This window comes from Mesorhizobium sp. WSM4820, from assembly GCF_055811075.1.
On sequence record NZ_JBVVQN010000017.1, the window covers coordinates 86,193 to 110,700 of the forward strand.

General features: G+C 64.1%; 25 protein-coding genes and 1 riboswitch. Of the genes, 12 read left to right on the forward strand and 13 right to left on the reverse strand.

The window, feature by feature from the left end; genetic code table 11:
* The first annotated feature begins 60 nt into the window (after nt 1–60).
* Nucleotides 61–948: a DUF1194 domain-containing protein gene (locus tag AC0L2R_RS24930; protein WP_128176099.1), complete on the forward strand. Its 888-nt coding sequence runs from the start codon at nt 61–63 to the stop codon at nt 946–948.
* A 71-nt stretch (nt 949–1,019) separates the two neighbouring features.
* Here the strand turns inward: AC0L2R_RS24930 and metW are convergent, their stop codons facing one another.
* Nucleotides 1,020–1,634 carry a methionine biosynthesis protein MetW gene (gene metW, locus AC0L2R_RS24935; RefSeq protein WP_023797197.1) on the reverse strand — a complete coding sequence of 205 codons (615 nt, stop codon included), beginning with the start codon at nt 1,632–1,634 and terminating at the stop codon, nt 1,020–1,022.
* 172 nt (nt 1,635–1,806) lie between these two features.
* A complete protein-coding gene (metX, locus tag AC0L2R_RS24940; RefSeq protein WP_473512130.1) occupies nt 1,807–2,976 on the reverse strand; it encodes a homoserine O-acetyltransferase MetX in 1,170 nt (389 codons plus the stop codon).
* A gap of 120 nt (nt 2,977–3,096) precedes the next feature.
* Nucleotides 3,097–3,174, reverse strand: a riboswitch (SAM riboswitch).
* A gap of 172 nt (nt 3,175–3,346) precedes the next feature.
* On the opposite strand from metX, the gene hisC reads away from it, so the two are divergent.
* Nucleotides 3,347–4,456: a histidinol-phosphate transaminase gene (gene hisC, locus AC0L2R_RS24945; protein WP_473512131.1), complete on the forward strand. Its 1,110-nt coding sequence runs from the start codon at nt 3,347–3,349 to the stop codon at nt 4,454–4,456.
* 6 nt (nt 4,457–4,462) lie between these two features.
* A complete protein-coding gene (locus AC0L2R_RS24950; RefSeq protein WP_419694883.1) occupies nt 4,463–5,398 on the forward strand; it encodes a prephenate/arogenate dehydrogenase family protein in 936 nt (311 codons plus the stop codon).
* Nucleotides 5,399–5,491: 93 nt separating this feature from the next.
* On the opposite strand, the gene AC0L2R_RS24955 is transcribed toward AC0L2R_RS24950, so the two are convergent.
* Nucleotides 5,492–6,415, reverse strand: a complete 924-nt coding sequence (locus tag AC0L2R_RS24955; protein WP_473512133.1) for a PfkB family carbohydrate kinase — start codon at nt 6,413–6,415, stop codon at nt 5,492–5,494.
* A gap of 53 nt (nt 6,416–6,468) precedes the next feature.
* Nucleotides 6,469–7,467, reverse strand: coding sequence for a DUF2125 domain-containing protein (locus tag AC0L2R_RS24960; protein WP_473512134.1), 999 nt, complete (start codon nt 7,465–7,467; stop codon nt 6,469–6,471).
* Nucleotides 7,468–7,588: 121 nt separating this feature from the next.
* On the opposite strand from AC0L2R_RS24960, the gene AC0L2R_RS24965 reads away from it, so the two are divergent.
* From AC0L2R_RS24965 to AC0L2R_RS24975, 3 genes are all read left to right on the forward strand, one after another.
* Entirely contained in the window at nt 7,589–8,167 is a 579-nt protein-coding gene (locus tag AC0L2R_RS24965; protein ID WP_473512180.1) for a gamma-glutamylcyclotransferase, read from the forward strand.
* Between the two features lie 113 nt (nt 8,168–8,280).
* A complete protein-coding gene (locus AC0L2R_RS24970; RefSeq protein ID WP_473512136.1) occupies nt 8,281–9,228 on the forward strand; it encodes an aldo/keto reductase in 948 nt (315 codons plus the stop codon).
* A gap of 147 nt (nt 9,229–9,375) precedes the next feature.
* Nucleotides 9,376–9,993 (forward strand): LysE family translocator, encoded by a 618-nt coding sequence (locus AC0L2R_RS24975; RefSeq protein ID WP_473512137.1) that lies wholly within the window; start codon nt 9,376–9,378, stop codon nt 9,991–9,993.
* A 25-nt stretch (nt 9,994–10,018) separates the two neighbouring features.
* Here AC0L2R_RS24975 and AC0L2R_RS24980 read toward each other — a convergent pair whose 3' ends face one another.
* Together AC0L2R_RS24980 and AC0L2R_RS24985 are read right to left on the reverse strand one after the other, a co-directional pair.
* A complete protein-coding gene (locus AC0L2R_RS24980) occupies nt 10,019–10,813 on the reverse strand; it encodes a lysophospholipid acyltransferase family protein (protein ID WP_473512139.1) in 795 nt (264 codons plus the stop codon).
* A 79-nt stretch (nt 10,814–10,892) separates the two neighbouring features.
* Nucleotides 10,893–11,804: a LysR family transcriptional regulator gene (locus tag AC0L2R_RS24985; protein ID WP_473512140.1), complete on the reverse strand. Its 912-nt coding sequence runs from the start codon at nt 11,802–11,804 to the stop codon at nt 10,893–10,895.
* Between the two features lie 117 nt (nt 11,805–11,921).
* Here AC0L2R_RS24985 and AC0L2R_RS24990 point away from each other — a divergent pair, with 117 nt between their 5' ends.
* Nucleotides 11,922–12,554, forward strand: coding sequence for a pyridoxamine 5'-phosphate oxidase family protein (locus tag AC0L2R_RS24990; protein WP_473512141.1), 633 nt, complete (start codon nt 11,922–11,924; stop codon nt 12,552–12,554).
* A gap of 24 nt (nt 12,555–12,578) precedes the next feature.
* On the opposite strand, the gene AC0L2R_RS24995 is transcribed toward AC0L2R_RS24990, so the two are convergent.
* The 3 genes from AC0L2R_RS24995 to ftsE form a co-directional block, all read right to left on the reverse strand.
* Nucleotides 12,579–13,274 (reverse strand): YdcF family protein, encoded by a 696-nt coding sequence (locus AC0L2R_RS24995; protein WP_473512181.1) that lies wholly within the window; start codon nt 13,272–13,274, stop codon nt 12,579–12,581.
* Between the two features lie 105 nt (nt 13,275–13,379).
* Nucleotides 13,380–14,366 carry a cell division protein FtsX gene (locus AC0L2R_RS25000; RefSeq protein ID WP_128168726.1) on the reverse strand — a complete coding sequence of 329 codons (987 nt, stop codon included), beginning with the start codon at nt 14,364–14,366 and terminating at the stop codon, nt 13,380–13,382.
* Entirely contained in the window at nt 14,359–15,018 is a 660-nt protein-coding gene (gene ftsE, locus AC0L2R_RS25005; protein ID WP_023797212.1) for a cell division ATP-binding protein FtsE, read from the reverse strand. Before ftsE ends, AC0L2R_RS25000 begins: the two co-directional genes overlap by 8 nt.
* A gap of 194 nt (nt 15,019–15,212) precedes the next feature.
* Here ftsE and AC0L2R_RS25010 point away from each other — a divergent pair, with 194 nt between their 5' ends.
* The 3 genes from AC0L2R_RS25010 to AC0L2R_RS25020 all read left to right on the forward strand — a co-directional run bounded on the left by AC0L2R_RS25010 (nt 15,213) and on the right by AC0L2R_RS25020 (nt 16,863).
* On the forward strand, nt 15,213–15,860 hold the full coding sequence (locus AC0L2R_RS25010; protein WP_473512142.1) for a hypothetical protein: 648 nt from the start codon (nt 15,213–15,215) through the stop codon (nt 15,858–15,860).
* A gap of 27 nt (nt 15,861–15,887) precedes the next feature.
* On the forward strand, nt 15,888–16,430 hold the full coding sequence (hpt, locus tag AC0L2R_RS25015) for a hypoxanthine phosphoribosyltransferase (RefSeq protein ID WP_023797214.1): 543 nt from the start codon (nt 15,888–15,890) through the stop codon (nt 16,428–16,430).
* 61 nt (nt 16,431–16,491) lie between these two features.
* Entirely contained in the window at nt 16,492–16,863 is a 372-nt protein-coding gene (locus tag AC0L2R_RS25020) for a response regulator (protein ID WP_027153386.1), read from the forward strand.
* A gap of 12 nt (nt 16,864–16,875) precedes the next feature.
* On the opposite strand, the gene AC0L2R_RS25025 is transcribed toward AC0L2R_RS25020, so the two are convergent.
* Nucleotides 16,876–17,826 carry a DMT family transporter gene (locus AC0L2R_RS25025; protein ID WP_473512144.1) on the reverse strand — a complete coding sequence of 317 codons (951 nt, stop codon included), beginning with the start codon at nt 17,824–17,826 and terminating at the stop codon, nt 16,876–16,878.
* Nucleotides 17,827–18,137: 311 nt separating this feature from the next.
* Here AC0L2R_RS25025 and AC0L2R_RS25030 point away from each other — a divergent pair, with 311 nt between their 5' ends.
* Entirely contained in the window at nt 18,138–18,995 is an 858-nt protein-coding gene (locus tag AC0L2R_RS25030; protein ID WP_287296395.1) for a LysR family transcriptional regulator, read from the forward strand.
* Between the two features lie 12 nt (nt 18,996–19,007).
* Here AC0L2R_RS25030 and AC0L2R_RS25035 read toward each other — a convergent pair whose 3' ends face one another.
* Together AC0L2R_RS25035 and AC0L2R_RS25040 are read right to left on the reverse strand one after the other, a co-directional pair.
* The gene (locus tag AC0L2R_RS25035; protein WP_473512145.1) at nt 19,008–21,656 is read right to left on the reverse strand and encodes a TIGR02302 family protein; all 2,649 of its coding nucleotides are present in this window, start codon (nt 21,654–21,656) and stop codon (nt 19,008–19,010) included.
* Nucleotides 21,657–21,829: 173 nt separating this feature from the next.
* Nucleotides 21,830–22,771, reverse strand: a complete 942-nt coding sequence (locus AC0L2R_RS25040) for a threonine/serine dehydratase (RefSeq protein ID WP_473493847.1) — start codon at nt 22,769–22,771, stop codon at nt 21,830–21,832.
* A gap of 50 nt (nt 22,772–22,821) precedes the next feature.
* On the opposite strand from AC0L2R_RS25040, the gene AC0L2R_RS25045 reads away from it, so the two are divergent.
* The gene (locus tag AC0L2R_RS25045; protein ID WP_292483815.1) at nt 22,822–23,124 is read left to right on the forward strand and encodes an ArsR/SmtB family transcription factor; all 303 of its coding nucleotides are present in this window, start codon (nt 22,822–22,824) and stop codon (nt 23,122–23,124) included.
* Between the two features lie 68 nt (nt 23,125–23,192).
* On the opposite strand, the gene lysA is transcribed toward AC0L2R_RS25045, so the two are convergent.
* On the reverse strand, nt 23,193–24,461 hold the full coding sequence (gene lysA / locus AC0L2R_RS25050; protein WP_473512146.1) for a diaminopimelate decarboxylase: 1,269 nt from the start codon (nt 24,459–24,461) through the stop codon (nt 23,193–23,195).
* Nucleotides 24,462–24,508: the final 47 nt, after the last annotated feature.

Below are 24,508 nucleotides of genomic sequence, written 5' to 3' on the forward strand. Positions count from 1 at the left end.
TTTGCCGTGATCGCGGCGAAAGATTGCCGGCATCGTTCGGAAGCCTGCGGCGTTGGATTCATGCGACACGCTTTGAGTCTCTGCTTCGATGCTTGTCGTTACCCCAAAACCGCTGCGCGCTTTTGGGCGACCTGCGTCAGCCTGCTTGCCTGCCTTGCCCGTGCCCAGGCAGCACCTTTGGCCGCGCCTGCCGACACCATTGCCGTGGACGTCGAACTGGTGCTGGCGGTCGACATCTCGCACTCGATGGACGAAAAGGAATTCGCCCTGCAGCGCGCCGGCTATGTCAAGGCGCTGCGCCACCCCGACTTCATCAATGCGGTGCGTTCGGGCGTGAACGGCCGCATCGCGCTGGCCTATTTCGAATGGGCAGGCACCGTCCGCGACGACGCCGTCATTGCCTGGCAGGTCATCGACGATGCCGAGAGCGCCGAGGTATTCGCCGGCAAGATCGAGGCGCGCCCGTTCAGGAGCTTTCGCGGCACCTCGATTTCCAGTGCGCTCGCCTTCGGCGCCAAGCTTTTAGATGGAGCCGCTTTCGACGCGACGCGCAGCGTCATCGACATCTCAGGCGATGGCCCCAACAATATCGGGATGCCCGTCGCCACGACACGCGACGCCGCGATAGCAAAGGGCATCGTCATCAATGGCCTGCCGATCCTGATCAGCCCGTCGCCCAGCTTCAGCCATCTCGACCAATACTATGCCGAGTGCGTCACAGGCGGGCCAGGCTCCTTCGTGCTGCCGGTCTATGCCGCTTCGGAATTCGTGACCGCCATACGCCGCAAGCTGGTCCTCGAGGTCAGCGGTGTTACCGATCCTAATGCCGGTCCCGGGGCCGATCCCGGGTCCGTCCCGGTCGACGCGGCAGCACCGGTCGACTGTTTGCAAGGCGAGCGCGGTCGGCGGTTTTTCTCCGATCCGTATTTTCCGGAACTTGATCGTTAGACCTCAACGAATGGCGATCAGTCCCAGATGTCTCCGGACTCGGGCCGGCTGGCCGAAGCGACGGGTCGCCGTTATCGCTTCAGCAGGAACACCGCCTGCTGGCCAAAGAAATTCCAGAACCACCATGGCATCGACAGGCCGATTTTCTGGCCATTGGCGTCCAGCGCGGTTGCCTTTTCCACCGTTGCGCCGAGCTCTTCGCAGAGATTGACGAAGTCGCGGATGGTGCAGAAATGGATGTTGGGCGTGTCGTACCAGGAATAGGGCAGGTCCTTGGTCACCGGCATCCGCCCTTCGACGAACAGAGAAAGGCGTACCCGCCAGTGGCCGAAATTGGGGAAGGAGACGATGGCGTGCTTGCCGATCCTGAGCAACTCGTCGAGCACCAGCTTCGGGTTGCGGGTCGCCTGCAAGGTCTGCGACAGGACGACGAAATCAAAACCCTTGTCGGGATAGAATTTGAGGTCCTTGTCGGCGTCGCCCTGGATGACCGACAGGCCGCGTGCCACGCATTCGTTGACGCCGCGCTGCGACAGTTCCATCCCACGGCCGTCGACCTGCTTCGTTGCCTGCAGCAATTCGAGCAGCAGGCCATCACCGGAGCCGACGTCCAGCACCCGCGACTGCGGCGGGATGAGATCGGCGACGACTTCGAGGTCGACGCGCTGGGCGTGGTTGACACTCATGATCGTGCCTCTTGACTGGCGCATGACCTTGATCCGAAAAGTCTGCAACTTTTCGGGGCCATGCGCTGATGCCTGGCGCATGACCTTGATCCGAAAAGCCTGCAAACTTCAGGCGTCATGCGCTGCTGCCTGGCGCAAGATGCCGGTTCGAAAAGGCTGCAATCTTTGGGGGTCATGCGCTTAGCCCCTTGGCGCGGGCCGCCGACGCGATGAAGCCGTTGATGGCGGCGAACAGCTCCGGCTCGTCGAGCAGGAAGGCGTCGTGGCCGCGATCGGTCTCGATCTCGACGAAGGACACCGAGGCGCCGGCCGCGTTCAGCGCGTGAACGACCGAGCGGCTCTCCTCGGTCGGGAACAGCCAGTCGCTGGTGAAGGAGACGAGGCAGAAACGGGTCCTGGTGCCGGCAAAGGCGTCGGCCAGCCGGCCGCCATGATCGGCGGCGAGGTCGAAATAGTCCATCGCCCGGGTCATGTAGAGATAGGAGTTGGCGTCGAAGCGGTCTACGAAGGTCATGCCCTGATGGCGCAGATAGCTCTCGATCTGGAAGTCGGCGTCGAAACCGAAGGTGAGCGCTTCACGGTCCTGCAGGTTGCGGCCAAACTTCCGGTGCAGGGCCGCCTCCGACAGATAGGTGATGTGAGCGGCCATCCGCGCCACAGCCAGTCCCTTTTCCGGGCGCTTGCCCTGCTCGAAATACTTGCCGCCATGCCAGTCGGGATCGGCCATCACCGCTTGCCGGCCGACCTCATGGAAGGCGATGTTCTGCGAGGAATGGCGCGCGCCGGTGGCGATCGGCAGCGCTGAGAAAACGCGCTCCGGATAGCTCGACGCCCATTGCAGCACCTGCATGCCGCCCATCGAGCCGCCGAGCACCGAGAACAGTTTTTCGATGCCGAAATGGTCGACCAGCATCAACTGCGCCCGCACCATGTCGCGGATGGTGATGATCGGCAGGTCGAGCCCGTACGGCTTGCCGGTGGCGGGATTGGTCGAGGCGGGGCCGGTCGAGCCGAGGCAGCCGCCGATGACGTTCGAGCAGATGACGAAGAAGCGGCTGGTGTCGATGATCTTGCCGGGGCCGATCAACACCTCCCACCAGCCCGGCTTGCCGGTCACCGGATTGGTGCTGGCGACATGCTGGTCGCCGGTCAGTGCATGGCAAACGAGGATGGCGTTGGAGCGGGCGTCGTTGAGCGTGCCGTAGGTCTTGTAGGCGATCTGGAACGGCGACAGCAGCGTGCCGGCATCGAGCTTGAGCGGCTTGTCGGCGCCGAACCGCAACACCGGGCTCGACGGCTCGTCGGCCTCGTTGTTGGTTCTTTTCGTGCGCAGCGCGACCATCGCATCCTCTTACATCAACCCATCGTGTTTTCCGAAAGTCGATTGCGATTTTCGGGTCGATGCGACTGTCCGGCCGACTGCGGACAACAAAAAAACCGGCATTGCCTTCGCAAAGCCGGTTACAAGATGCAAACGGCCCTTTAGCGAGTTGTTTAACGTGGCTGCAAGCCGACCGGCCAAATCACCACGGGATTTCGCCTTCTTCTAGGACCGGCGCGCCTCGCCGTCAACGGCCAGTCACGCACCGATCATTGCCGCCTCTCGACATTCCAGGCCACGGCTTGTATTTCCGCGGCGGCTTCCAGTGTGGCGGATCCGAAATTCGCATCGCGTTGGAGCAGCGGAAGCGTTCTCGACGGATTTTTGCAATATGAACCAGGCATCGGATCAGGCACGTCCAACGCCCCGCGCGGGGATCATGGACATCGAAGCCTATGTGCCGGGCAAAAGCACGGCGCCGGCCGGCGTTGCCAAGGTCCATAAATTGTCGTCCAACGAGAATCCGCTCGGCCCCTCGCCGAAGGCGATAGAAGCCGCGCGCGACGTTGCGGCCAAGCTCGACATATATCCCGACGGCACCGCCAGGCGCCTGCGGGAGGCGATCGCCGAGGTGCATGGCCTCAATCCGGCGAACATCGTCTGTTCCAACGGTTCCGACGAGATTCTGGGCCTGCTTGCGCAGACCTATCTCGCACCCGGCGATGAAGCTGTGATCACCGAACACGGCTTCATGGTCTACAAGATCTACATCCAGTCGGCAGGTGCTGTCCCGGTCTCGGTCAAGGAAACCAAGGAGCGCGCCGACGTCGATGCGATCCTCGCTGCGGTGACGCCGCGTACCAGGATCATTTTCCTCGCCAATCCCAACAACCCGACCGGCACCTATTTGCCGTTCCAGGAGGTGCGCCGCCTGCATGCCGGCCTGCCTCGAAACGTGCTTCTGGTGCTTGATGCCGCCTATGCCGAATATGTCCGCCGCAACGACTATGAAGCCGGCGTCGAACTGGTGGCTGGCGCGGAAAACGTGGTCATGACCCGCACCTTCTCCAAGCTCGGCCTCGGCGGCGCGCGGATCGGCTGGATGTATGCACCGTTGCATATCATCGATGCGATCAACCGCGTGCGGGGTCCCTTCAACGTCAACGCGACCGCGATCGAGGCCGGCATTGCCGCGATCCGCGACCGTGCCCATGTCGAGCGCAGCGTGGCGCATAACGAGACCTGGCTGACCTGGGTGAGCCAGGAGTTGACCAGGCTCGGACTGCGGGTGACGCCGAGCGTCGGCAATTTCGTCCTCATCCACTTTCCCGAGGACAAAAAACATTCGGCGGCAGCTGCGGACGATTACCTCTGTGCGCGCGGCTACATATTGCGGCGCGTTTCCGGCTACGGCTTCCCGAATGCGCTGCGCATGAGCATCGGCACCGAAGAGGCCAATCGCGGCGTTGTCGCCGCCCTCGCGACATTTCTGAAAAGCTAGAACACCATGACATCACCGATGTTCGAAAAGATCGCGCTGGTCGGCATCGGCCTGATCGGCTCGTCGCTGGCCCGCGTCATCCATCGCGAAGGCCTTGCCGGTCATGTCGCCATCTCGACGCGCAGCGAAACGACGCTGGCGCGGGCGAAACAACTCGGCCTCGGCTCCTTCTACACGTCGGATGCGAAAGAGGCGGTCGGCGATGCCGACCTGGTCATCGTTTCGGTGCCGGTCGGTTCTTCGGGCGAGGTCGCCGAGGAAATCGCACCGGCGCTGAAGCAGGGCGCGATCCTCACCGATGTCGGCTCGACCAAGGCGTCGGTCATCGCGCAGATGCAGCCGCATGTGCCTGCCGGCGTGCATTTCATTCCCGGCCATCCACTGGCCGGCACTGAAAAATCGGGCCCGGACGCCGGCTTTGCCGAACTGTTCGAAAACCGCTGGTGCATCTTCACGCCGCTACCCGGCACCGACCCCGAAGCGCTGGAAAGGCTCTCGGAATTCTGGCGCCGCTGCGGCTCTAACATCGATACGATGGATCCCCAGCATCACGACATGACATTGGCCATCGTCTCGCACCTGCCGCACATCATCGCCTATAACATCGTCGGCACCGCCGACGATCTGGAGTCGGTGACCAAGTCCGAGGTCATCAAATATTCGGCCTCCGGCTTTCGCGACTTCACGCGCCTTGCCGCTTCCGACCCGACGATGTGGCGGGATGTCTGCCTGCACAACAAGGATGCCATCCTCGAAATGCTGGCGCGGTTCTCGGAGGATTTGGCCTCGCTGCAGCGGGCGATCCGCTGGGGCGACGGCGAAAAGCTGTTCGACCTTTTCACCCGCACCCGCGCGGTGCGCCGCTCGATCATCGAGGCCGGCCAAGACATCGACGTACCGGACTTTGGCCGGCAGGCAGTCGAGCACCCGGCCAAGGGATAGAGCATCGGACGCACAACGTGGGTACCGGTTTTGGCTCGGATGCTCAGGCAAAAGACAGAGCGGCGGCCCGATTCGATTTGAAAGGCCGCGCGCTCAGTCCGGCCAGTGAGCCGCCATCATCGCCAGTGTCTCGGCCCTGTCCGGCGCGCCCAGCCTGCCGCCGAAGCGCAGGCATTTGAGCGCGGCGGCGGCGCTGGCAAAGCGCAATGCCCGTTCGATCGGCATGGCCTCGGCCAGCCCGACGGCAAAGGCGCCGTGAAACACGTCGCCGGCGGCAAGCGTATCCACTGCCTTGATCCTTGGCGCCGCGACGTGGCGCACCGACGCTAACGAGCGGTCGAACCACCAGCTTCCCGCTGCGCCGCCGGTCACCGCTACGAATGCATCGGTGCGTCTGGCCAGCGTCTCAGCGGCCTCCTGCGGGCCTTGCTCCTCACCGCAGAGGATGAACGCCGCCGGCTCCGACGCGACGATGTGCGAGGCGAGCGGAAACAGCCGTTCCAGCACGGCCCGTGGCGCGGTGTCGGCGTCGAGTATGGCTGGACGGCCGATTGCGCGCGCCGCCGTCAGGGCCAGAGCTGCCGCGCCCGGCCAGCGCACGTCGACCAGGACGGCGTCGAATGCGGTGAGATCCTGAATGGGAAGCGCTTCGGGGTCGGCCTGGGCGAGCTTGTCATAGAACGGAACGATAATGCGCTCGCCATGCGTGTCGACCAGGATGGCCGACAGTGCCGACCGCGCCCCGGCGACGCGCCGGACAAAGCTGCAATCGACGCCTTCGGCCTCAATGCCTGCGACCAGCTGATCGCCGACGAGGTCGTCTCCCGCGCTCGCCCACAGCGATACCTCCGCGCCGAGACGGCGTGCGGCGCAGGCCGCGCTCGAAGCCATGCCCGAGGCGATCTGGACGCCGTCGGACGCGATGAACTTGCCCTGACGCGCCGGAAGCGTGTCGACGCGAAGGATCGTATCGAGCGTCAGCGCGCCAACACTCAGGAGCTTCACCGGGCGGTTCATCTATCTTCCTGTTTGGCCATGGTCTTTCCGAACTGGAGGTTCGCAATCATCGCCTAATCGACCGGCTTGATCCTGCCCAGCGGGATAAAACCGAGCGAGGCCTTGCCCTTGACGATCTTCAGGGGCATCGACGGTTCGTTGCCAAGCAGCGCCAGCCCGGCAAAGCCTGTCTTGATCTGGCTCTTCTGCTCGGGAATGGCCTTGCCGAGGATTGCCGCCACGGCCTTCGGGTCGCTGAGCTTGATCATCAGGTCGGCGTCGATCAGACCGTCGGCGCCGACCGACACCGGTCCGGAAACGGTGATGCGCGCGGTCCCCGACGACAGATCGAGCTTGCCGATATTGACCGCCTGGCCGCGCAGGCTCTTTGCTTGCGTCTTGATCAGCGCCATGCCGTTCTTCAGCGTCACGTCGCCGCTGCCGTCGAGCGGCGGCAGCACGCGGCCATCGATCGCCCCTGGATCGATTTCGAGATCGGTAAAGCTCCCGGTATAGTCGATGTCCTGGCCGTTCGGACGCAATTGTCCGGCCGCCGTCCCGGCACTGAACAGCTCGACCGGGTCAGTGCCGTCAGCCGGATCGGTCTGGGCGGACAGGCGCTCGGCCTCCAGTGAAACGCGCCAGGGCAGGGGCCAGGACAGTTTCAGGTTCGCTCGCAGAGCATCCCAGTCGATCCACAGCGGCGCCATCCCCGGCACGGAGGTCCTGAGCGGCCCGCGCAGGTCGGCGCCAGGCGACAGGGTCCGGGTGATGTGCATGACTGCGTTGAGGCTGCCGAGCGAGGCGGCGACGTTCCTGGTGTCGTCCTGATAAGCCAGGCTGTCGCAGGAGATGGCGAAGCTCGAGGGATAGCCGCTGACCATAAGATTGGCGCAGTCAGCCTCGATGCCATTGCCGTTGAGCTCGGCCACCGCTTTGCCGGCTTCGCTCTTGACCTTGTCCGCCAGATAAAACCAGCCGGCACTGTAGAGGCCGAACAGCACGACGATGAAAGCGCCGAGCCAGAAGAGGCGGCGGCGTAAATTCGGCGGGCGCTCGTCACTTGACGTCATGCTGCGGCTCTCGTTAGCGCGTGTTGCAGAGGGGGACTGTCGTTTCCGGCAACATCAGGTAGACGGAGAAGGATTGAAAAAACACCGATTCCAATACGGTGCTGCAACCAGGCTTGGCGATATGGGCGATTTTTGGGTTTTTGGCTACGGTTCGCTGATCTGGCGGCCGGGATTTGCGCATGTCGAGACGCGGCGCGCCCGCCTTCACGGCTACCGCCGTTCGCTGTGCGTCTACTCCTTCGTGCATCGCGGCACGCGCGAACGGCCCGGCCTGGTGCTCGGCCTCGACCGCGGCGGCTCCTGCATCGGGCTGGCTTTCCGCGTCCCCGGCGATCTGCGCAACGAGGTCATCACTTATCTGCGCGAGCGCGAGTTGGTCACCAATGTCTATCTTGAGCGCATGCTTAGCATTCGCCTCGACAAGGGGGGCACGCGTGAGGCCGACAAGGGTTGGGGCGAGAATGGCGGCGAGACGGACGGAGGCGAGACGGTCTCGGCGGTCGCCTATGTTGTCGATCGGACCCACGAGCAATATGCCGGCGCGCTCGATGCGGCCGATGCGGCGACCGTCGTTCGCGGCGCCGTCGGCCAGTCGGGAAAGAACGAGGACTACGTGCTCAGCACGCTGGAACACCTCGAGGCGCTGGGGATTCGCGACCACTGGCTGGAAGAGGTGGCGCGTCGGCTCGCGCCTTTGTGAAGCGCTGGTCAGTGGAAAAGTCGGCCGGCCCTTTGACGTCGGTGCGGCCCGCCATAGGTTAAGCCGGTCACGGGCTTTTCGCCCGCTCTTTCCTTTCCTCACGGAGATCAGCCTTGCAGAAACGTCGTCTCGGTCAAACCGACCTGTCCATCGCGCCGCTGGTTCTGGGCGGCAACGTCTTCGGCTGGACCGCCGACGAGAAAACCTCTTTCGACCTGCTCGACCGGTTCGTCGGCGCCGGCCTCAACGCTATCGACACCGCCGATGCCTATTCGCGCTGGGTTCCCGGCAACAAGGGCGGCGAATCCGAAACGATCATCGGCGAATGGATGAAAAGCCGCGGCAATCGCGACAAGGTCGTGGTGATCACCAAGGTCGGGTCGGACATGGGGCAGGGCAGGAAAGATCTCTCCGCCGCCTATATCGAAAAGGCCATCGATGCGTCGCTGAAGCGGCTGCAGACCGAAGTCGTGGATCTCTATCTGTCGCACTGGCCGGACCCGGCCACCCCCTACGAGGAAACGCTCGGCGCCTACCAAAAGCTGCTCGACAAAGGCAAGATCCGCCACGTCGGCGCGTCCAATCTCGATGCCGGCCAGTTGCGCGCCGCGCTGGACGTGGCAAGCTTGCGGGGCCTGCCGCGCTATTCGGTGCTGCAGCCAGAATACAATCTCTACGATCGCGCCTCTTTCGATGGACCGCTGCGCGATCTGTGCATGGCCGAGGATATCGGCGTCATCACCTATTTCAGCCTCGCCAAGGGGTTTTTGAGTGGCAAGTACCGCAGCGAAGCCGATCTCGGCAAAAGCGCGCGTGGCGACGACGTGAAGAACTATCTCAACGCGCGCGGCATGCGCGTCCTGGCGGCACTCGACGCTGTGTCGGCGCGTCACTCGGCCAAGCCGGCGGAAGTGGCGCTCGCCTGGGTGATCGCGCGGCCCGGCGTAGCTGCGCCGATCGCCAGCGCCACGACGCTGGACCAGGTCGACAGCCTCGTCCGCGCCGCATCATTGGAGCTCGGTCCGGACGATATCGCCGAGCTCGACAGCGCGAGCGCATAGACGCCAGCGCGAAGCGGCGGCTTGATCAAACAGCAGCCAAGAACCCTGCGTGGCCTGCGCCGGAAGGCTCCCTGCACGATCGTTCAAGACGCCCTGGTGTGCCCTGCCATACCCTTGCCGGCATCGCGCCTGGATACTGGTATACAGATGGCCGAACAGGTCTTTTCCCATCCGGAACTATGGCAGCAATTGCTCGCGCTTGTGCTGGCATCGGCGGTTGTGATGGGCAGTCCGGGGCCGGCGACGATAAGCGTCACCGCCGTCGGCGCCGCCTTCGGCCTGCGCGATTCGCTCCGCTATGCCTCGGGCATCATTCTTGGTACGGTCGCCGTGCTTTTGGTGGTGGCGACGGGCATTACGACCATGCTCGCCTCTGTGCCGACGCTCACACCGCTCCTGGCAGTGGCATCCGCAGCCTACATCCTCTACCTCGCCTTCAAGATAGCAACGGCCCCGCCTCTGGCCGTGCGTAGCGGCGGGGCGGCGCGTCCCACATTCCTCGGCGGGTTTCTTCTGGCCGTCGCCAACCCGAAAGCCTATGTGGCGATTGCCGCCGTATTTGCCGGCACGTCGTCCGCCGGTGAGCTCGATGCAGGGCTCAGGTTGGCGGTCCTCGCTTCGATGATCGTCGCCATCCATGTCCTGTGGCTTCTCGCCGGGGCAGCGTTTGCGCGGTTCCTGCGCCAGCCGCTGGCCTCGCGGATCATTAATCTGACGTTCGCGGCAACACTGGTGTTGACCACGGCGCTGGCTGTGATTCGCTAGGGGACAGTGCCGCAAGCTTAGATGGTCAGGTCGGGGTATCGGAGCAAAGTTCCCCCAGCCGCTTTACCGCCGTCGGCGGCATTGGCGGCGGGTTTGGCGCCTGGGACGCCTCGATGAGCAGCTGGTCGCAGGCGGCTTCCGTCTCGCCGATCAGCCGTTCCATGAATTCTTGCTTGCCCAAACCCGCCGGGATCGGCGGCAGGAAGCGGGCCTTGATCGTGCCGGGATAGCGCAGGAATTTCCGCCGCGGCCAGTAGAGGCCGGCGACATGGGCGACCGGCACCACCGGAATGCCAAGCTGGGTATAGAGCTCGACGATGCCGTATTTATAGGCCGGCTCGTCGCCCGGCGCCCGGCGCGTGCCCTCGGGATAGATGATCAGCTGGCGGGGATTGCGCGCCAGCTCCTGCCTGGTCGCGGCGACCACCGCTTTCAGCGCCTTCGAGCGGCTGCCGCGGTCGACCGGGATCATCCGCATTTTCAGGATGTACCAGCCGAAGAACGGGATCCAGGTCAGTTCCCGCTTGAGGATGTAGATCGGATCCTGCAGGAACGGGAAAAAGGCGATCGCGTCCCAGAAGGACTGGTGCTTCGGCGCCAGGATGAAGGAACCCTCGGGCAGGTTTTCCTGGCCGGTGATCTCACTTTTGGTGCCGGCGATCTTGTCATAGAGCCACATGCTGGTGTGTGACCAGAATTTCGGCACGAACCAGGCACGGTGGCGCGGAGACAGGAAATAGTACGGGGTCCAGAGGATCATCTGGACGATCAGATTGACGTAGAAGACGAAGTTGAACGCCAGCGAGCGGACATAAAGCATGCAGGAAGAGCCCGGTGAGGAGGTGTGCGTTGGTTACACCAAGCGCGGGCAAAAAGGAAACCGTGCGATGGCCCGTTCGTCAGGTCTGCCACGTCTCTTGCACCAGCCGTTTCTTCAGGCGTGGGGCGGCGAAATCGAGGAACGCACGCAGTTTCACCGGCAACAGACCCTGGCCGGCATGCACGAGGCTGACCGGCCATGGCTGCGGCTCGAATGCCTCCAGCACGGTGCGGAGGGTGCCCGACCGCACTGCAGCTGTGATCTGGTAGGAAAGCACCCTCGTCAACCCGATGCCGGCAATCGCGGCATCGATCGCCGCTTCCGCGGTGTTGACCCGAAGCCGTGAGCGGATCGGAACGGTGAGTTCGGTCTTGCCCGTGGCAAAAGTCCATGCGGCGGGAGCGGTGAGTCCCTCGAAGGTGACGCAGTCGTGTGCCGCGAGGTCTTTCGGCGTCCGCGGCGTGCCGTGCTCGGCCAGATAGGCAGGGCTCGCGCAAACAACGCGCCGAATCGAGCCGATGCGGGTGGCCACCAGACTGGAGTCGGGAAGCTGGCCGATGCGGACGGCGAGATCGATGTGCTCCTCGGTCAATTGGGTTATCCGGTCCGCAAGCATCAGCCGAATAGCCACCTCGGGGTAGGCAGCGAGAAAGCCGGTGACGACCGGCAGCACATGCAGGCGGCCAAAGACGATCGGTGCGGTGATGATCAGTTCACCCGTCGGCGCGCTGTATTCGCCGGCGGCGGTCCGCTCGGCCTCGCCGACCTCGTCGAGAATGCGATGGCAGGCAGCGAGGTAGGCGTGACCTGCGTCGGTCAGCGTCAGCTGCCGCGTCGAGCGATTCAGAAGACGCGTCTTCAGATGCCGCTCCAGGTCGGAGACCTTGCGGCTGACCGTTGCAAGCGGGATGCCGAAACGGCGCCCGGCGGCCGAAAGGCTGCCGGCCTCCACCGCGGCGACGAAAAGTGACATGGCCCCGAGGCGATCCATACTTTCTCCCGGAAAATGGAAGGTATGATTGCATTAATGCCATCTGCATCCGGAAGATGGAAGGCGTTATCTCTTCGCTGGCTCTGGCTCCCAGCTCTGCTTCAAAGGAGGCCTTCCATGAATGCTCACGTCTTCACCAGCGATGTCGCCTTTACGCCAACCGTCAAGGCGATCCAGACCCGCAAAGGCTCACGCGAGGCCTATGCCCGCGTCGAACAGCGCGGCAGCTGGCAAGCTGATATCACGCCCGATCTCGCCGCCTTCATCGAGGCGCAGACCAGCGTCTTCCTGTCGACGGCCAATGGTGAGGGCCAGCCCTACATCCAGCATCGCGGCGGGCCGGCCGGCTTCCTCAAGGTGCTCGACGAGTGGACGATCGGCTTCGCCGATTTCTCCGGCAACAGGCAATTCATCACCCAGGGCAATCTGGACGACAACCCGCGCGCTTTCCTGTTCCTGATCGACTATGCGCATCGGCAGCGCATCAAGATCTGGGGCAGCGCGCGGGTCGTCGAGCAGGACGCCGAACTGATGGCGAAGCTGATGCCGGAAGGCTACAAGGCGCGCCCGGAGCAGATCATCCTGTTCACGGTTTCGGCCTGGGATTCCAATTGCCCGCAGCACATTCCACAGCGTTTCGAAGCGGCCGATGTGGCGGCGGCGCTGGCCGAGCGGGACAAGCGTATCGAACGTCTCGAACACGAGATCGCGCGGCTGCGCAGCATCTCAAGCGCCACTCTCAAGGAATGATAGCGCTGCCGGTTCCAGATCGGCTCAGTTCGGCGCAACAGCCTCGGCCAGCGCGATGCCGGTTGGCGTTGGCTTGACCGGCACGATGCCGCGCGCCAGCGCCAGCAGATATTTGTTGTATTCGGTGAACAGCACGCGCAAGGCTCTCGGCTTGGTCAGCCAGCCGCCATTGCCAAGATTGCTGTTGACCACCGGATAGGGCTCGAGCTTGGCCTTGTGCAGCAGCCGGCCCATTTCCAGCAGGCTGCGCGGCATGTGATAGTTGTTGGTGACGAGGATCACGGTGCCATAGGCGTGGTCTTCCACCCACTTGGCGCTTTCCTCGGCATTGCCGATCGTGTCGAGCGCGGCACGGTCGATGTCGACGCAGCAGGAAAACAATTCCTTGTCGCCGCGGGTCGCGACCTGAAGCTGGCGGCGGCTGGCGGAAGGATGCACGCCGCTGATCAGCAGCCGCTCGCCCTTGCCGGACGCCAGCAGGCCCATGGCCGCGTCGAGACGCGAATGGCCGCCGGTCAGCACGATGATGGCATCGGCCCTTGCCGGATTGGCGGGCGTTGCTAGACGGCTGACGGTGCTGGCGAACCAGCCAAAGCCGCCGGCAAACAACGTTGCCAGCACGAGCAGAAAGAAAGCTGACATGCGTAGCGCGCTCGCCAATCGGCCGGGCTTGACGCGCTCGCTTGAACGCGTGATCACCAAGGGCAACTGTCCAGCCATTCCGGTCGAGTCGCGCGCGTCCATCGTTCGTATCGTTAACTCCGAAATACGGCGTTTAGTAGGTCGGAAAGCACAAATTTCGTTACGCTAATTCTCTATTCGTGATCACCCTGCGTCCGGCTGGCGGACATCGATGTCGCTTAGATATGTGACGACGGTGACATGGGAGGTTGCCGCCGTCAGCGCACCGATGACCAGCACCATCAGAACCACGCCGAGATAGCCCGCCGAACCGATGGCGAAATTGCCGAACAGGGCGGTCGCCTGATCAGCCTGTGGCGTCGCCATGTTTCGCGACGACCACCACGAGAAGACAATGAAGACGAACACCGCCGCCGCACCCCCGGCGGCGGCGCCCTTCATGCCGGTGACGAGAAAGTGGTGGCGGAATTCGCGCGCGATAAAGCGCGCTTCGGCGCCGACGAAATGCAGCACCTCGATGATGTGGCCGTTGCCGGCCATGGCGCCGCGCGTCGCGAACACCACGGTCAGCACGGTTGCCGCCAGCATCAGCGCCAACACGGCGATGCCGATGGTCACAGTGGTGCGGGCCATAGCGACCAGCCGGTCGACCCAGGTGCGATGGTCGTCAAGCGAGGCACTGGGCAGTTTCGGCGTGATCGCGGCGCGCATTGCGGCGAAATCGGGCGGGTTGGTCTCGTCTATGGTGACGATGATCAGACGCGGCACCGGCAGCTCGTCGATGTTGAGACCCGAACCCAGCCAGGGCTCCAAAAGCCGCGCCGTGGCATCGCGGTCGACGATCCTGGCGCTCTTCACGCCAGGGAATTCGCCGGCGATCTGCGAGGCCTGGGCAAGTGCTGCCTCGATGTCGAGACCGTCCATCGGCTTGATCTGGATCGTCGCCTCGCGTGAGATCTGGTTCTCCCAGACCGAGGCGGTGTCGCGCACCAGCGTCACCGCGCCGAAGGTCAGGCAGGAGAGGAACGTCATGATGGCGATCACCAGGACCAGCGCCCGGCCGGCGATGTTCTGGGCGGGCACGATCGGCGCCATCTTGCGCTGAACGCGCTGCGTCCCAGCCCTGTCAGCGTGTTGGTCTTCGACATGGCGAGCGGAAAGATCAGTCATAGATATCCAGCCTTCCGCCGGACAGGATCATGCGGCGTGCGTCGACCTGTTCCATCAGGCCGAGGTCGTGCGTTGCGATCACCACGGCGGTGCCCAGCCGGTTGAGTTCGATGAACAGCCGCAACAGGCGTCGCGCCAGCGGCGGATCGACATTGCCGGTCGGCTCATCGGCGAGCAGGATTTCGGGCTGCTCGATCAGCGCCCTGGCGATTGCGGCGCGCTGCTTCTCGCCACCCGACAGCACCGGCGGCAGCACATGCATGCGCTCGCCAAGGCCGACCCATTTCAAGAGCTCGGTCACATCGGTGCGGTAGCTGGCCTCCTCGCGCCCGCGCACGCGTAGCGGCAAGGCCACATTCTCATAGGTCGTCATGTGGTCGAGCAGGCGAAAGTCCTGGAACACCACGCCGATGCGCCGCCGCAGATGCGGCAGCTCGGCGCGCGAGATGCGCGAGCGGTCTTTGCCGAAGATGGTGATCAGCCCACGCGTCGGCTTGAGCGACATGAACAAAAGCCGCAGCAGCGTCGTCTTGCCGGCGCCCGAAGGGCCGCTCAGGAACTGGAAGGAGCGCTCCGGTATGTGCAAGGAAATGTCGCGGAGGATTTCCGGACCCATGCCATAGCGGAGGCCGACATTTTCGAAGCGGATCACGTTCGACGACCTGAAACTTGCGGCGGCGACGAGGCAGCCTTCTCTGAGAAAAGACCATCGGCCGGCATGGTTAACCGGCGGTTAATTTTGGGGTTTTTTGGGCGCGTCACAAGGGGTTTCCGGGGGAAACGTTAACCATTTCCATTTACGCATAAGAAACGAAGAGCGAACAAGTGCGAAGTGCTGGGGCCGCGATGGCTGACGATCGAACCGCGCGCCCGGTTTCCGGCGAAATCATGACCGATACGGCCGCAAATCCTGCGCCGGCACGCATCATGCGTGATCCGCCTGGTGACATCGTCGACGCCGACTACGAGGTGCTGCCGCGTTTGACCGTCAGCACGGGCGTTTCACCGCCGCTTTTGCGCGTGATCACCACGCCATCGATCAAAGGCATGGACATGCTGCGCAAGCCGGTAGCGGCGATGGAACGGCTGCGGGCGTCGCGCGGCGGGCCGATCTTCTGGATCGCCGGCCTCAGTGCCGCGTTTGCAGCCTTCTGGATCTCGGGCGGGCACGCACTGGTGCGCCAGACGCCGCTTCTTCTGGCGGCGCGACAAGCGGGCGCTGCCCTGACCATTTCAGGCGTTACGTCGCGTATCGATGCGTCCGGGCCGCAACCTGTCCTGTTCGTCGGTGGCGAGGCCGCGAATGACGGCGCCAGCCCGTCGCCATTGCCACCGCTGGAAGTCCGGGTCACCGGCAATGACAGGCGCACAACCCGTTACAGGCTGGCGACATTTAACCGTTCGCTGGCGCCCGGCGAAAGATTTGGCTTTTCCAGCCGGCTCGACGTGCCTAAAAACGGGGTCAAGACCGTCTCGGTCAGCTTCGCCAATTAGCGGCGATCATTTCTGAAAGGGCAGCCAATGCCAATCGTGCGCGGCAAGGATATCGAGGTCCTGTTTTCGGCGTCGGCGATCGCCCGCCGCAATCTGGAGCTCGCCAAGGAGATCGCCGGGCACGATTATCACGACCTTCTGGTGATTTCGGTGCTGAAGGGATCGTTCATCTTCGCCGCCGACCTTATCCGCGCAATGCACGATGTCGGCCTGTCGCCCGAGGTCGAGTTCATCTTCATCTCCAGCTACGGCGCCGGCACCACCAGCGGCGAGGTGAGGGTGCTGCGCGACATCGACAATGAGGTCGCCGGCCGAGACGTGCTGTTGATCGACGACATCCTCGAATCCGGCAAGACGCTGTCCTTCACCCGCGACCTGATGCTGTCGCGCGGCGCCAAAAGCTGCGCCATCGCCGTGCTGCTCGACAAGCGCATGCGCCGCCAGACCACGCTCAACGCCGACTATGTCGGCTTCGACTGCCCCGACTATTTCGTCGTCGGCTATGGCATGGATGTGGCCCACGCCTTTCGCGAACTGCCGTTTGTCGGCGTCGTCAAGGGCGACGCCTAGATTTATCTTCGATGCGGTTGCGGTTCAGGAAAAGTCAACTTTTCCACGCCAACATTCGGCTATGGCAAAGCTCCTGATCGTTGAGGACGATGAGTCCGTCCGCACCCTCGCTGCTCGCGCGCTCGAACGCGCCGGGCATATGATCGACATCGCCGCCGACGGCGCGCAAGGGCTTGCCCTGATCCGCGCTGCACGTGGCGGCTACGACCTTGTCGTCTCGGATATCCGGATGCCGGAGATGGACGGCATCCAAATGGCCAAGGCGGCTGCATCGCTTTTCCCGGCGATGAAGATCTTGCTGATGACCGGCTATGCCGACCAGCGCGAGCGCGCCGAGGAATTGAACGGCGTCATTGTGGACGTCGTGCAGAAGCCGTTCACGCTGGCCGAAATCCGCGCGCGCGTCGAACAGGCGCTCGCCTGTTTCGCTTAAGATTCCGCGCAGTCATGCCGGATCGCAGGTCGCTGCGATTGCCGGCGCGCTGTTCCGGCGCCGGCTGGCGTTGAGCGCGAACAGACCGGCGCCGATGATGAGAGCGGCGCCGATGACGGTGGTCGATCGCGGCACTTCGGCAAAGAACAGGAAGCCCCACAGCGGCGACCAGATGATGCCGGTGTATTCGAAGGTGGCGACGCCGTTGGCCGGCGCCAGCCGGTAGGCCTGCGACAACAGGATCATCCCGGCCGAAGCCACGACGCCGCAGGCGGCCATCGTCAGGAAGTCGATTGACGTCGGCCAGATCCATGGCCTGACCAGGAATTCGAGGCTCGGATGCGTGGCATGAGCTATTCCTGCCAACCAGAACAGCCCGGCGACCGCCGCAGCGCCCAGGAGATAGACGCCGTTTTGATAGAACGCCATGACTGTGGATGATTCGGTGTCGCCGATCTTGCGGGCCATCAACTGCGAAAAACCGTACAGCACCGCCGAGGCCAGCGACAGCAGCGCCGCCCAGTCGAACAGCCCGGCGCCGGGTCGCAGCATCACCAGCACGCCGAGCATGCCGACCATGACGGTGACCAGCGTCTGCCCCGCTACCCGTTCGCCGAGATAGGGGCCGGCAAGCGCCATGATGAACAGCGGTGCCATGAAATAGAGCGCCACCGCGTCGGCAAGCGGCAGGGCGGCGATCGCCAGGTAGTAGAGCGTGTAGGAGGTGAACAGGATCAAGGCGCGCATCGTCAGCATGCGAAACCGCTTCGAAAAGATCGCCCTGAGCCCGACATCGGCATGAACCAGCACGAGAAGAATGGGCAGGGCGACGATCGAGCGGATCGCCATCACCTCGGTCACCGGATAGGTGCCCGATACGGCCTTGATCAGCGGATCCTGGAGCGAGAACACCAGAACGCCGAGGCAAAGGCTTGCCATGCCGAGGACGATCCGGTTCTGCATGTCGTTCGACGGCTCCTTGCGTGCGCGGCCCGAGAGCCGGGCCCGCGCAACTTTGTTTATGCATATCGCCCAAAACCGCTTCGCACCCTCGGGTCAGGGCCAAGGTCAGGCCCGAGGACATGCTTTTGGGCGACCTGCATCAAAAAGAACCCGCCACCATTTCGGGCAGCGGGTACGAGTGAGGACTTTTTTGGTCCGCAGCCGATTTCGCAGCCGCGTATCCAATGGGTGAAGCGACTATTATCCGCCGTTTGACATGTTGCAAACGAATTGGAATGATGCCAGCGATCAGATTTTCTTATGGCGGACAAATGAAGCCCACGCTCGACAGCGATCTGCTGCGCACGTTCGTCGCGGTCGCCGACGCCGGCAATTTCACCAAGGCTGCGGTGCAGGCCGGCCGTACCCAGTCGGCGGTTTCGATGCAGATGAAGAAGCTCGAAGATATGGTCGGCGACAGCCTGTTCGAGCGCGGCTCGCGGGGTGTGGCGCTGACGCGCCGCGGCGGCGAGCTCATCGTCAACGCCCGCCGCATCGTGTCGCTGCTGGACGAGACGGCGGCATCGATGGTCGCGGCGCCGCTTGGCGGACCGGTGCGCATCGGCATTCCGGAGGAATATGGCCACGCGATCCTGTCGCGCGCGCTCGGCGCCTTTGCCAAGCGCCATCCTCAGGTCGACATCACCGTCCGCTACGCGCATTCCGGTGCGCAGATCGCGGCGCTCGCCGCCGGCGAGCTCGATCTGGCGGTGGTGTTCGAATGGCAGGACCTCTCCGGCGGTGAGGTGCTGATGCATGATCCGACCGTGTGGGTGACGTCGGAGCTGCACCATATGCATGAGGAGCGGCCGGTGCCGATCGCGCTCTACAATCGCGCCGGCTGGTGCAAGGATTTTGCGATCAAGTCGCTGGAACAGCGTGGTCTCGCCTATCGTGTCGCCTATACCAGCGATACCAATGGCGGCCTGCGGCTTGCCGTCACCTCCGGGCTGGCGATTGCGCCGATCTCGCGCAGCAACATCCCCGCCGGCTGCCGCGAGCTTACCGCCGCCGACGGATTCGGCGACATCGATTCCTCGAACGTGGTGCTGCGGCGCAATCCGAATGCTTCCGGCGAGGCCATCGCCAGCATGGAAGAGGCGATCCGCGAGGCGTTCACCAACCGTTAGAGCAGGCCGGCTTTACTTCAGCTCCAGCAGCCGCTCCAGATAGCTGCGCTCGATGTCGGGGCTGAGCGCGTTGCCGAGCCGCTTGCGGATCGCGTCGAGGATCTGGCGGGCGCGCTGCACGTCGATCTCGTCCGGCACCTTCACCGAATCGCCGAAATCTGGACCCTCGGTGGCGCGTGGCCGGCCGAGCGGATCGCGGTCGGCATTCTGCTGGCGGCCGCCGCGCTGGCCTTCGCCCTCGTCGCCCTGCATGGCCTGCAATTGCTTCATCATGTCCTTGGCGCCCTTGCGCAACGCTTCCAGCGCGCGGCCCTGGTGACCGACCGCCTGATCGCCATCGCTGTCGCCAAGCGCCTGTTCGGCATCGCCCATGGATTTGCCGGCCTCGCCAAATCCCTCATTGGGCTCGAGCCCCATGCCTTCCAGACCCTTTCTCAACTGGTCGAGCTCACTTTGCAGTTTGCCCTGGCCTTCCTGCAACTGCTTCAGCGCGTCGGCGAATTCCTCCGGCGTCATCGGCTTCGGCCGGCCGAGCGGATCGCGGTCTTCGCCTGGGCCGGGCTGCTCGCCCTGTTCGCCCATTTGGCCCTGCTCGCCGTTCTCGCCGAGCTGCTCGTCTCGGTTCTGCCCACGCTGTTGCTGGCCGCGCTGCATCTGGTCCATGCGGAAGGTTTCGTTCATCATCTCCTGCTGGCGCCGCATGATCTCGCCGAGCTTGTCCATCTGCTGGCGCATTTCGCTGTTCTGCTGGCCGCCCTGCTGCTGACGTCCGGCCTGCAGGTTGTTCATCATGTCCTGCAGTTGCGAAAGCAATTGCTGCGCGCTGTCGCGATCGCCGGACTTCGCCAGATTCTCGATCTGGTCCATCATCCGTTCGATATCACTCTGGCGCAGTTCCTGGCCGTTCTGCTGCATCTGCGGCGCGTTCGGATTCTGCTGCGCACGCTGGGCGAATTCCTGCAGGAACTGGTTCATCGCCTCGCGCAGTTCCTTCATCGCCTTGTCGATTTCCTCGTCGCTGGCGCCGTTCTTGATCGCGTCCTGCAACGCCTGCTGCGCCTGGCGCAGCCGCCGCTCTGCGTCCGAAAGATTGCCTTCCTCGATGCCGAGCGCGATCTCCCAGAGATAGGCGACCTCGTCGCGCAATTTGTCGTCGTTGTCGGCCATCTTCAGCCGGGTGCGGGCGCTCATGATGGCGAGGTAGTGCGCCATATTGTCGAACGTGTCTTCGGGCCTGAGCGTGATCGCATCCATCAGGTCGAGCACGCGGCTCTTGGCGTTGGCGTCGAGCGCCAGCGCGCGGCGCTGCTCGATCACGGCCCTGGCCAGCGGATTGGAGAATGGCCGCTCCGGCATCACCAGGGTCCTGGTGTCGCTGGTTGCCGTATGGCCGGCATCGTCGGTGGCGACAAGCCTGAGCTTGATGTCGCCGCCGGCCCAGACATGCTCGGTCAGGTCCTTCGTGGTCTTGGCGGCATTCCCCTTGACGCCGCGGCGCGGCAGTGTCAGCGGCATTTCGGGCGGGCCATAGAGCGGATGCGCATTGGGCGCCGGTGGGTCGGCCAATATGAAATCCGCCTTGGCGGAGGCCGCGCCATAGTCGTCGTCGATCTGGTAGTTGAGTTCGAAGGAGCCGTTGACGGCGCGTTTAGGCTCGCCGACGAAACGGATTTGTGGCGGCTTGTCCGGGATCACCGCGAAGGCCCAGCTGCCGAGTTCGTCGCCGCCCGAGTTCAGCGTCAGCGTGCCGTTGGCCGTCAGCTTTCCGGTGAACTGGCGCACCGTGGAGGGCGTTGCCGTGGAGGGCGTTGCCGCCGCCGGCTTGGCCGCGTCGGCCTGCTGCCCGGCCGGCTCGATGGTGCGGGCGTTGCCGTCGGCGTCGGCATAGCTCAGCGTTTCCTCGCCCGAGCCGCCGGTGACGCGCAGCGACACATCGCTGCCCTCCGGAACGGTGAAGGTGGACGCAGCCTGATTGGCATTGCTGGCAAGGGCCGGGTTGGCGAGGGCTGGGGAAGTGAGGAAGACCGGTGCCCTGCCGGTGTAGGCCGGCGGTGTCACCCAGGCGTCGATGCGCGGCGGCACGGCGTCGCGCGCCGCGTGGGCACTGAACCCGTCCGCGATGCGGCCGCCCGACGGTCCGAACGAGAAGGCGAAAGCCGTGACCAACACAAGCGCCGCCACGGCGCGCAGCCCCCACGGGTCGCGCTCCGGCACCCGGGTGCGTGGCAGGTCGCCACCGAGGTTGCCGAGTTTTTCGGCCATGCGTTTCTGGTGCTCGCGCCACAGCGCTTGCGAAAAAATGCTCTCCCTGCCGCTCGGCCGGTCCGTCTGCACCAGCACCGGGCTGTGCAGCAATAAGTTGGCCGCCTCGATGCGTCGATCGATCTCGGCACTGGACGGCACCCGGAAGAAACGCAGGGGATAGAGCGCGACAAGGGCTGCGATGGCGAACACAGCCACAACACCGATGCGCGCCATGTCGGGCAGCAAAAGGAAGAGGCCGAGCCACGAGACGCTGAGGAACAGGCTGGCGACGATGACGAGCGGCAGCAGCAACGGCCAGCCGCGCTCGACAGTCATCGAGACCCGCGTCGCCAGCCGGCTCACGGCAAGGCGCCCGGCCAGGCTGCGATCGCTGGTTAAGGTGGGTCGTTGCGTCATCGGCCCTTCCTGTTCGGGCGGGATAACCCGAACCTCACAAATCTATCGCACCGGCCCGAAAATCGGATGCGAAGGACTCAAAGTCTTAGATGCACGTCGCTCCAAACATACCAAGAAACACGGCGAAGGCGAGGCAGTTCCCTAAAACGTGAACAGGACTGCCCCCGCTATCGTCAGAATCTAGCCGGATCGGCGTTTGCACCGCAGACCAGCACGGCGACACGCTCGCCCGCAGCCGCCGCGTAGCGGCCCGACAGGAGCGCCGCGAAGGCCGCGGCGCCGCCCGGCTCGGAGATGATTCGCACCCGGTCCCAAAGCGCCGTCTGCGCGGCGATGATCTCGTCGTCGCTGACCAGTATGGAACGCTCGACGAAGGCCTCGGCGATCGGAAACATCATTTCGCCGACGCGCTTCGGCGCCAGCGAATCCGCGGCGATGCCCTCAGTCGGCGCATCGACGGGCCGGCCGGCCTCGAAGGCGCGATGAAGCGTCGGCGCGCCCTCCGGCTCGACGGCGATGATCCTGATGCGGCCGGCAAACCAGGCGGCGATGCCGCCGATCAGGCCGCCGCCGCCGACGGCGACCAGCAGCGTGTCGAGTTCAGGCAGGTCGGTCTCGATCTCGAGGCCGAGCGTGCCTTGCCCGATCAGCGTTTCCTCCTGGTTGAACGCATGGATCTGCAGCGCGCCGGACCTTTCGGCAAAGTCTTCGCTGGCGGCCAGCGCTTCGGCATAGCGTGCGCCACCGACGACCAACTCGGCGCCATAGCCGCGGATCCGTTCCAGCTTGGCCGGCGGGCTGACTTCGGGAACGAAGATGGTTGCCTTGTGGCCAAGCCGCATGGCGGCGTAGGCGACCGCGGCACCATGATTGCCGCCCGATGCCGCGACGACTCCAGCCTCGGGAACCGGCCGCTCGAGAAGATTGGTGAAGGCGCCGCGCGCCTTGAACGAGCCGGAATGCTGCAGGCATTCGAGCTTCAGGTCGATGCCAAGAGGCGGACGGCCGAAATCGGCCATGTCGACGCGCAGCACCGGCGTGTGGCGCACGAATGGCCGGATGCGCGGCTCCATTGCGGCGATGCGTTCGCGGGTGATGCTATTGCCGTTCAGCATGGTCTGCTCCCAAGGGTTGACATCACTTAGTAACTTAGCAAAATGGCTAAATGCAAGAGGTTGATGTCTTCAAGGCGATCGCCAACGAGCGCAGGCTGCAAATCCTCGATTGGCTGAAGGATCCGCGCGCGCATTTTCCGCCGCAGACGGATGGCGATCTGGTCGAGGACGGCGTCTGCGCGCTGCTGATCGCCGAAAAGCTGGGGATTACCCAGGCGACGCTCAGCGAGCATATGCGGGTGCTGACCCAGGCGGGCCTTCTGCGCAGCAAACGTATCAAGCAGTGGACGTTCTATCGCCGCGACGAGGGCAGGATCGCCGAGACCAGGGCGCTGATTCAGCACCGGCTGTAGCGCTGCAGACGATCCATTCTTGTTTGACCATGATCTTTTCCGAAACCGACTTTTTCGGGATCATGGGTCTATTCCAGCCAATCAGGAAGCGAATCCAGGCCGATCAGCTCGTCATAGGTCTGGCGCCGGCGCACGACATGGAAACGGTCGCCGTCGACCAGCACTTCAGGCACCAGCGGCCTGGTGTTGTAGGTGCCGGCCTGCACCGCGCCATAGGCGCCGGCGGTGGCGACGGCGATCAGGTCGCCGGCCTTCAGCCGCGGCAGGTCGCGGTCGAGGCCGAGATAATCGCCGGTCTCGCAGACCGGGCCGACCACGTCGACCGTCATGCGCGGCCCCGCGGCCGGCTGCTGCACCACCGGCTTGATGTCATGGAAGGCGTCATAGAGCGTCGGCCGGATCAGATCGTTCATCGCGGCGTCGACGACCAGGAAATTCTTGGCGTCGCCCTCCTTCACGAAGATCACCTGGGAGACCAGGATGCCGGCATTGCCTGATATAAGCCGGCCCGGCTCGAACATCACCTTCAGCCCGAGCTTGGCGACGTGCTTCTTGACGATCTGAGCATAAGCGTCCGGCAGGGGAGGCGGGCTATTGTCGACGCGGTAGGGAATGCCGAGGCCGCCGCCGAGGTCGATATGCTCGATGGCGTGCCCGTCGGCGCGCAGCACGCCGACCAACTCCACCAGCAGCGCAAAGGCGTCGTCGAAGGGCTGCAATTCGGTGATCTGGCTGCCGATATGCGTGTCGATGCCGGTGACCTTGATGCCAGGCAGCTCAGCTGCGCGGGCATAGACCTTTCGCGCCTTCTGCCAGGGAATGCCGAACTTGTTCTCGGCCCTGCCGGTGGAGATCTTCTTGTGGGTCATGGCGTCGACATCCGGATTGATGCGCAGCGAGATCGGCGCCACCTTGCCCAGCGCCGCGGCGCGGGTCGACAGCAATTCCAGTTCCGGCTCGGATTCGACGTTGAAGCACAAAATGCCGGCCGAGAGCGCAAGATCCATTTCGCGCGCGGTCTTGCCAACGCCGGAAAACAGGATCTTGTTGGCCGGAATGCCGGCGGCCAGCGCGCGGCGCAGTTCGCCTTCCGAGACCACGTCGGCGCCGGCGCCGAGTTTGGCCAGGATTTTTAGCACAGCCTGGTTGGAATTCGCCTTCATGGCGTAGCAGACCAGCGCGTCGAGCCCGGCAAAGGCCTGCGCAAACACGCGGAAATGCCTGGTCAGCGTCGCCGTCGAATAGCAATAGAACGGCGTGCCGACGCTTGCGGCGATCTCTGATATCGCCACGTCCTCGGCATGCAGCACGCCGTCGCGGTAGTCGAAATGGTTCACGAGAGTGGTTCCGGAAGTTGGAGCACGATGAGATCGGCCGATCTCAT

Bases quoted from the DNA above. Each gene is read 5' to 3' on its own strand.
- AC0L2R_RS24930 (WP_128176099.1), top strand. From the start codon at position 61: ATGCGACACGCTTTGAGTCTCTGCTTCGATGCTTGTCGTTACCCCAAA.
- metW (WP_023797197.1), bottom strand. From the start codon at position 1,634: ATGAGTGTCAACCACGCCCAGCGCGTCGACCTCGAAGTCGTCGCCGAT.
- metX (WP_473512130.1), bottom strand. From the start codon at position 2,976: ATGGTCGCGCTGCGCACGAAAAGAACCAACAACGAGGCCGACGAGCCG.
- hisC (WP_473512131.1), top strand. From the start codon at position 3,347: ATGAACCAGGCATCGGATCAGGCACGTCCAACGCCCCGCGCGGGGATC.
- AC0L2R_RS24950 (WP_419694883.1), top strand. From the start codon at position 4,463: ATGACATCACCGATGTTCGAAAAGATCGCGCTGGTCGGCATCGGCCTG.
- AC0L2R_RS24955 (WP_473512133.1), bottom strand. From the start codon at position 6,415: ATGAACCGCCCGGTGAAGCTCCTGAGTGTTGGCGCGCTGACGCTCGAT.
- AC0L2R_RS24960 (WP_473512134.1), bottom strand. From the start codon at position 7,467: ATGACGTCAAGTGACGAGCGCCCGCCGAATTTACGCCGCCGCCTCTTC.
- AC0L2R_RS24965 (WP_473512180.1), top strand. From the start codon at position 7,589: ATGGGCGATTTTTGGGTTTTTGGCTACGGTTCGCTGATCTGGCGGCCG.
- AC0L2R_RS24975 (WP_473512137.1), top strand. From the start codon at position 9,376: ATGGCCGAACAGGTCTTTTCCCATCCGGAACTATGGCAGCAATTGCTC.
- AC0L2R_RS24980 (WP_473512139.1), bottom strand. From the start codon at position 10,813: ATGCTTTATGTCCGCTCGCTGGCGTTCAACTTCGTCTTCTACGTCAAT.
- AC0L2R_RS24985 (WP_473512140.1), bottom strand. From the start codon at position 11,804: ATGGATCGCCTCGGGGCCATGTCACTTTTCGTCGCCGCGGTGGAGGCC.
- AC0L2R_RS24990 (WP_473512141.1), top strand. From the start codon at position 11,922: ATGAATGCTCACGTCTTCACCAGCGATGTCGCCTTTACGCCAACCGTC.
- AC0L2R_RS24995 (WP_473512181.1), bottom strand. From the start codon at position 13,274: ATGGCTGGACAGTTGCCCTTGGTGATCACGCGTTCAAGCGAGCGCGTC.
- AC0L2R_RS25000 (WP_128168726.1), bottom strand. From the start codon at position 14,366: ATGACTGATCTTTCCGCTCGCCATGTCGAAGACCAACACGCTGACAGG.
- AC0L2R_RS25010 (WP_473512142.1), top strand. From the start codon at position 15,213: ATGGCTGACGATCGAACCGCGCGCCCGGTTTCCGGCGAAATCATGACC.
- hpt (WP_023797214.1), top strand. From the start codon at position 15,888: ATGCCAATCGTGCGCGGCAAGGATATCGAGGTCCTGTTTTCGGCGTCG.
- AC0L2R_RS25020 (WP_027153386.1), top strand. From the start codon at position 16,492: ATGGCAAAGCTCCTGATCGTTGAGGACGATGAGTCCGTCCGCACCCTC.
- AC0L2R_RS25025 (WP_473512144.1), bottom strand. From the start codon at position 17,826: ATGCAGAACCGGATCGTCCTCGGCATGGCAAGCCTTTGCCTCGGCGTT.
- AC0L2R_RS25030 (WP_287296395.1), top strand. From the start codon at position 18,138: ATGAAGCCCACGCTCGACAGCGATCTGCTGCGCACGTTCGTCGCGGTC.
- AC0L2R_RS25035 (WP_473512145.1), bottom strand. From the start codon at position 21,656: ATGACGCAACGACCCACCTTAACCAGCGATCGCAGCCTGGCCGGGCGC.
- AC0L2R_RS25040 (WP_473493847.1), bottom strand. From the start codon at position 22,771: ATGCTGAACGGCAATAGCATCACCCGCGAACGCATCGCCGCAATGGAG.
- AC0L2R_RS25045 (WP_292483815.1), top strand. From the start codon at position 22,822: ATGCAAGAGGTTGATGTCTTCAAGGCGATCGCCAACGAGCGCAGGCTG.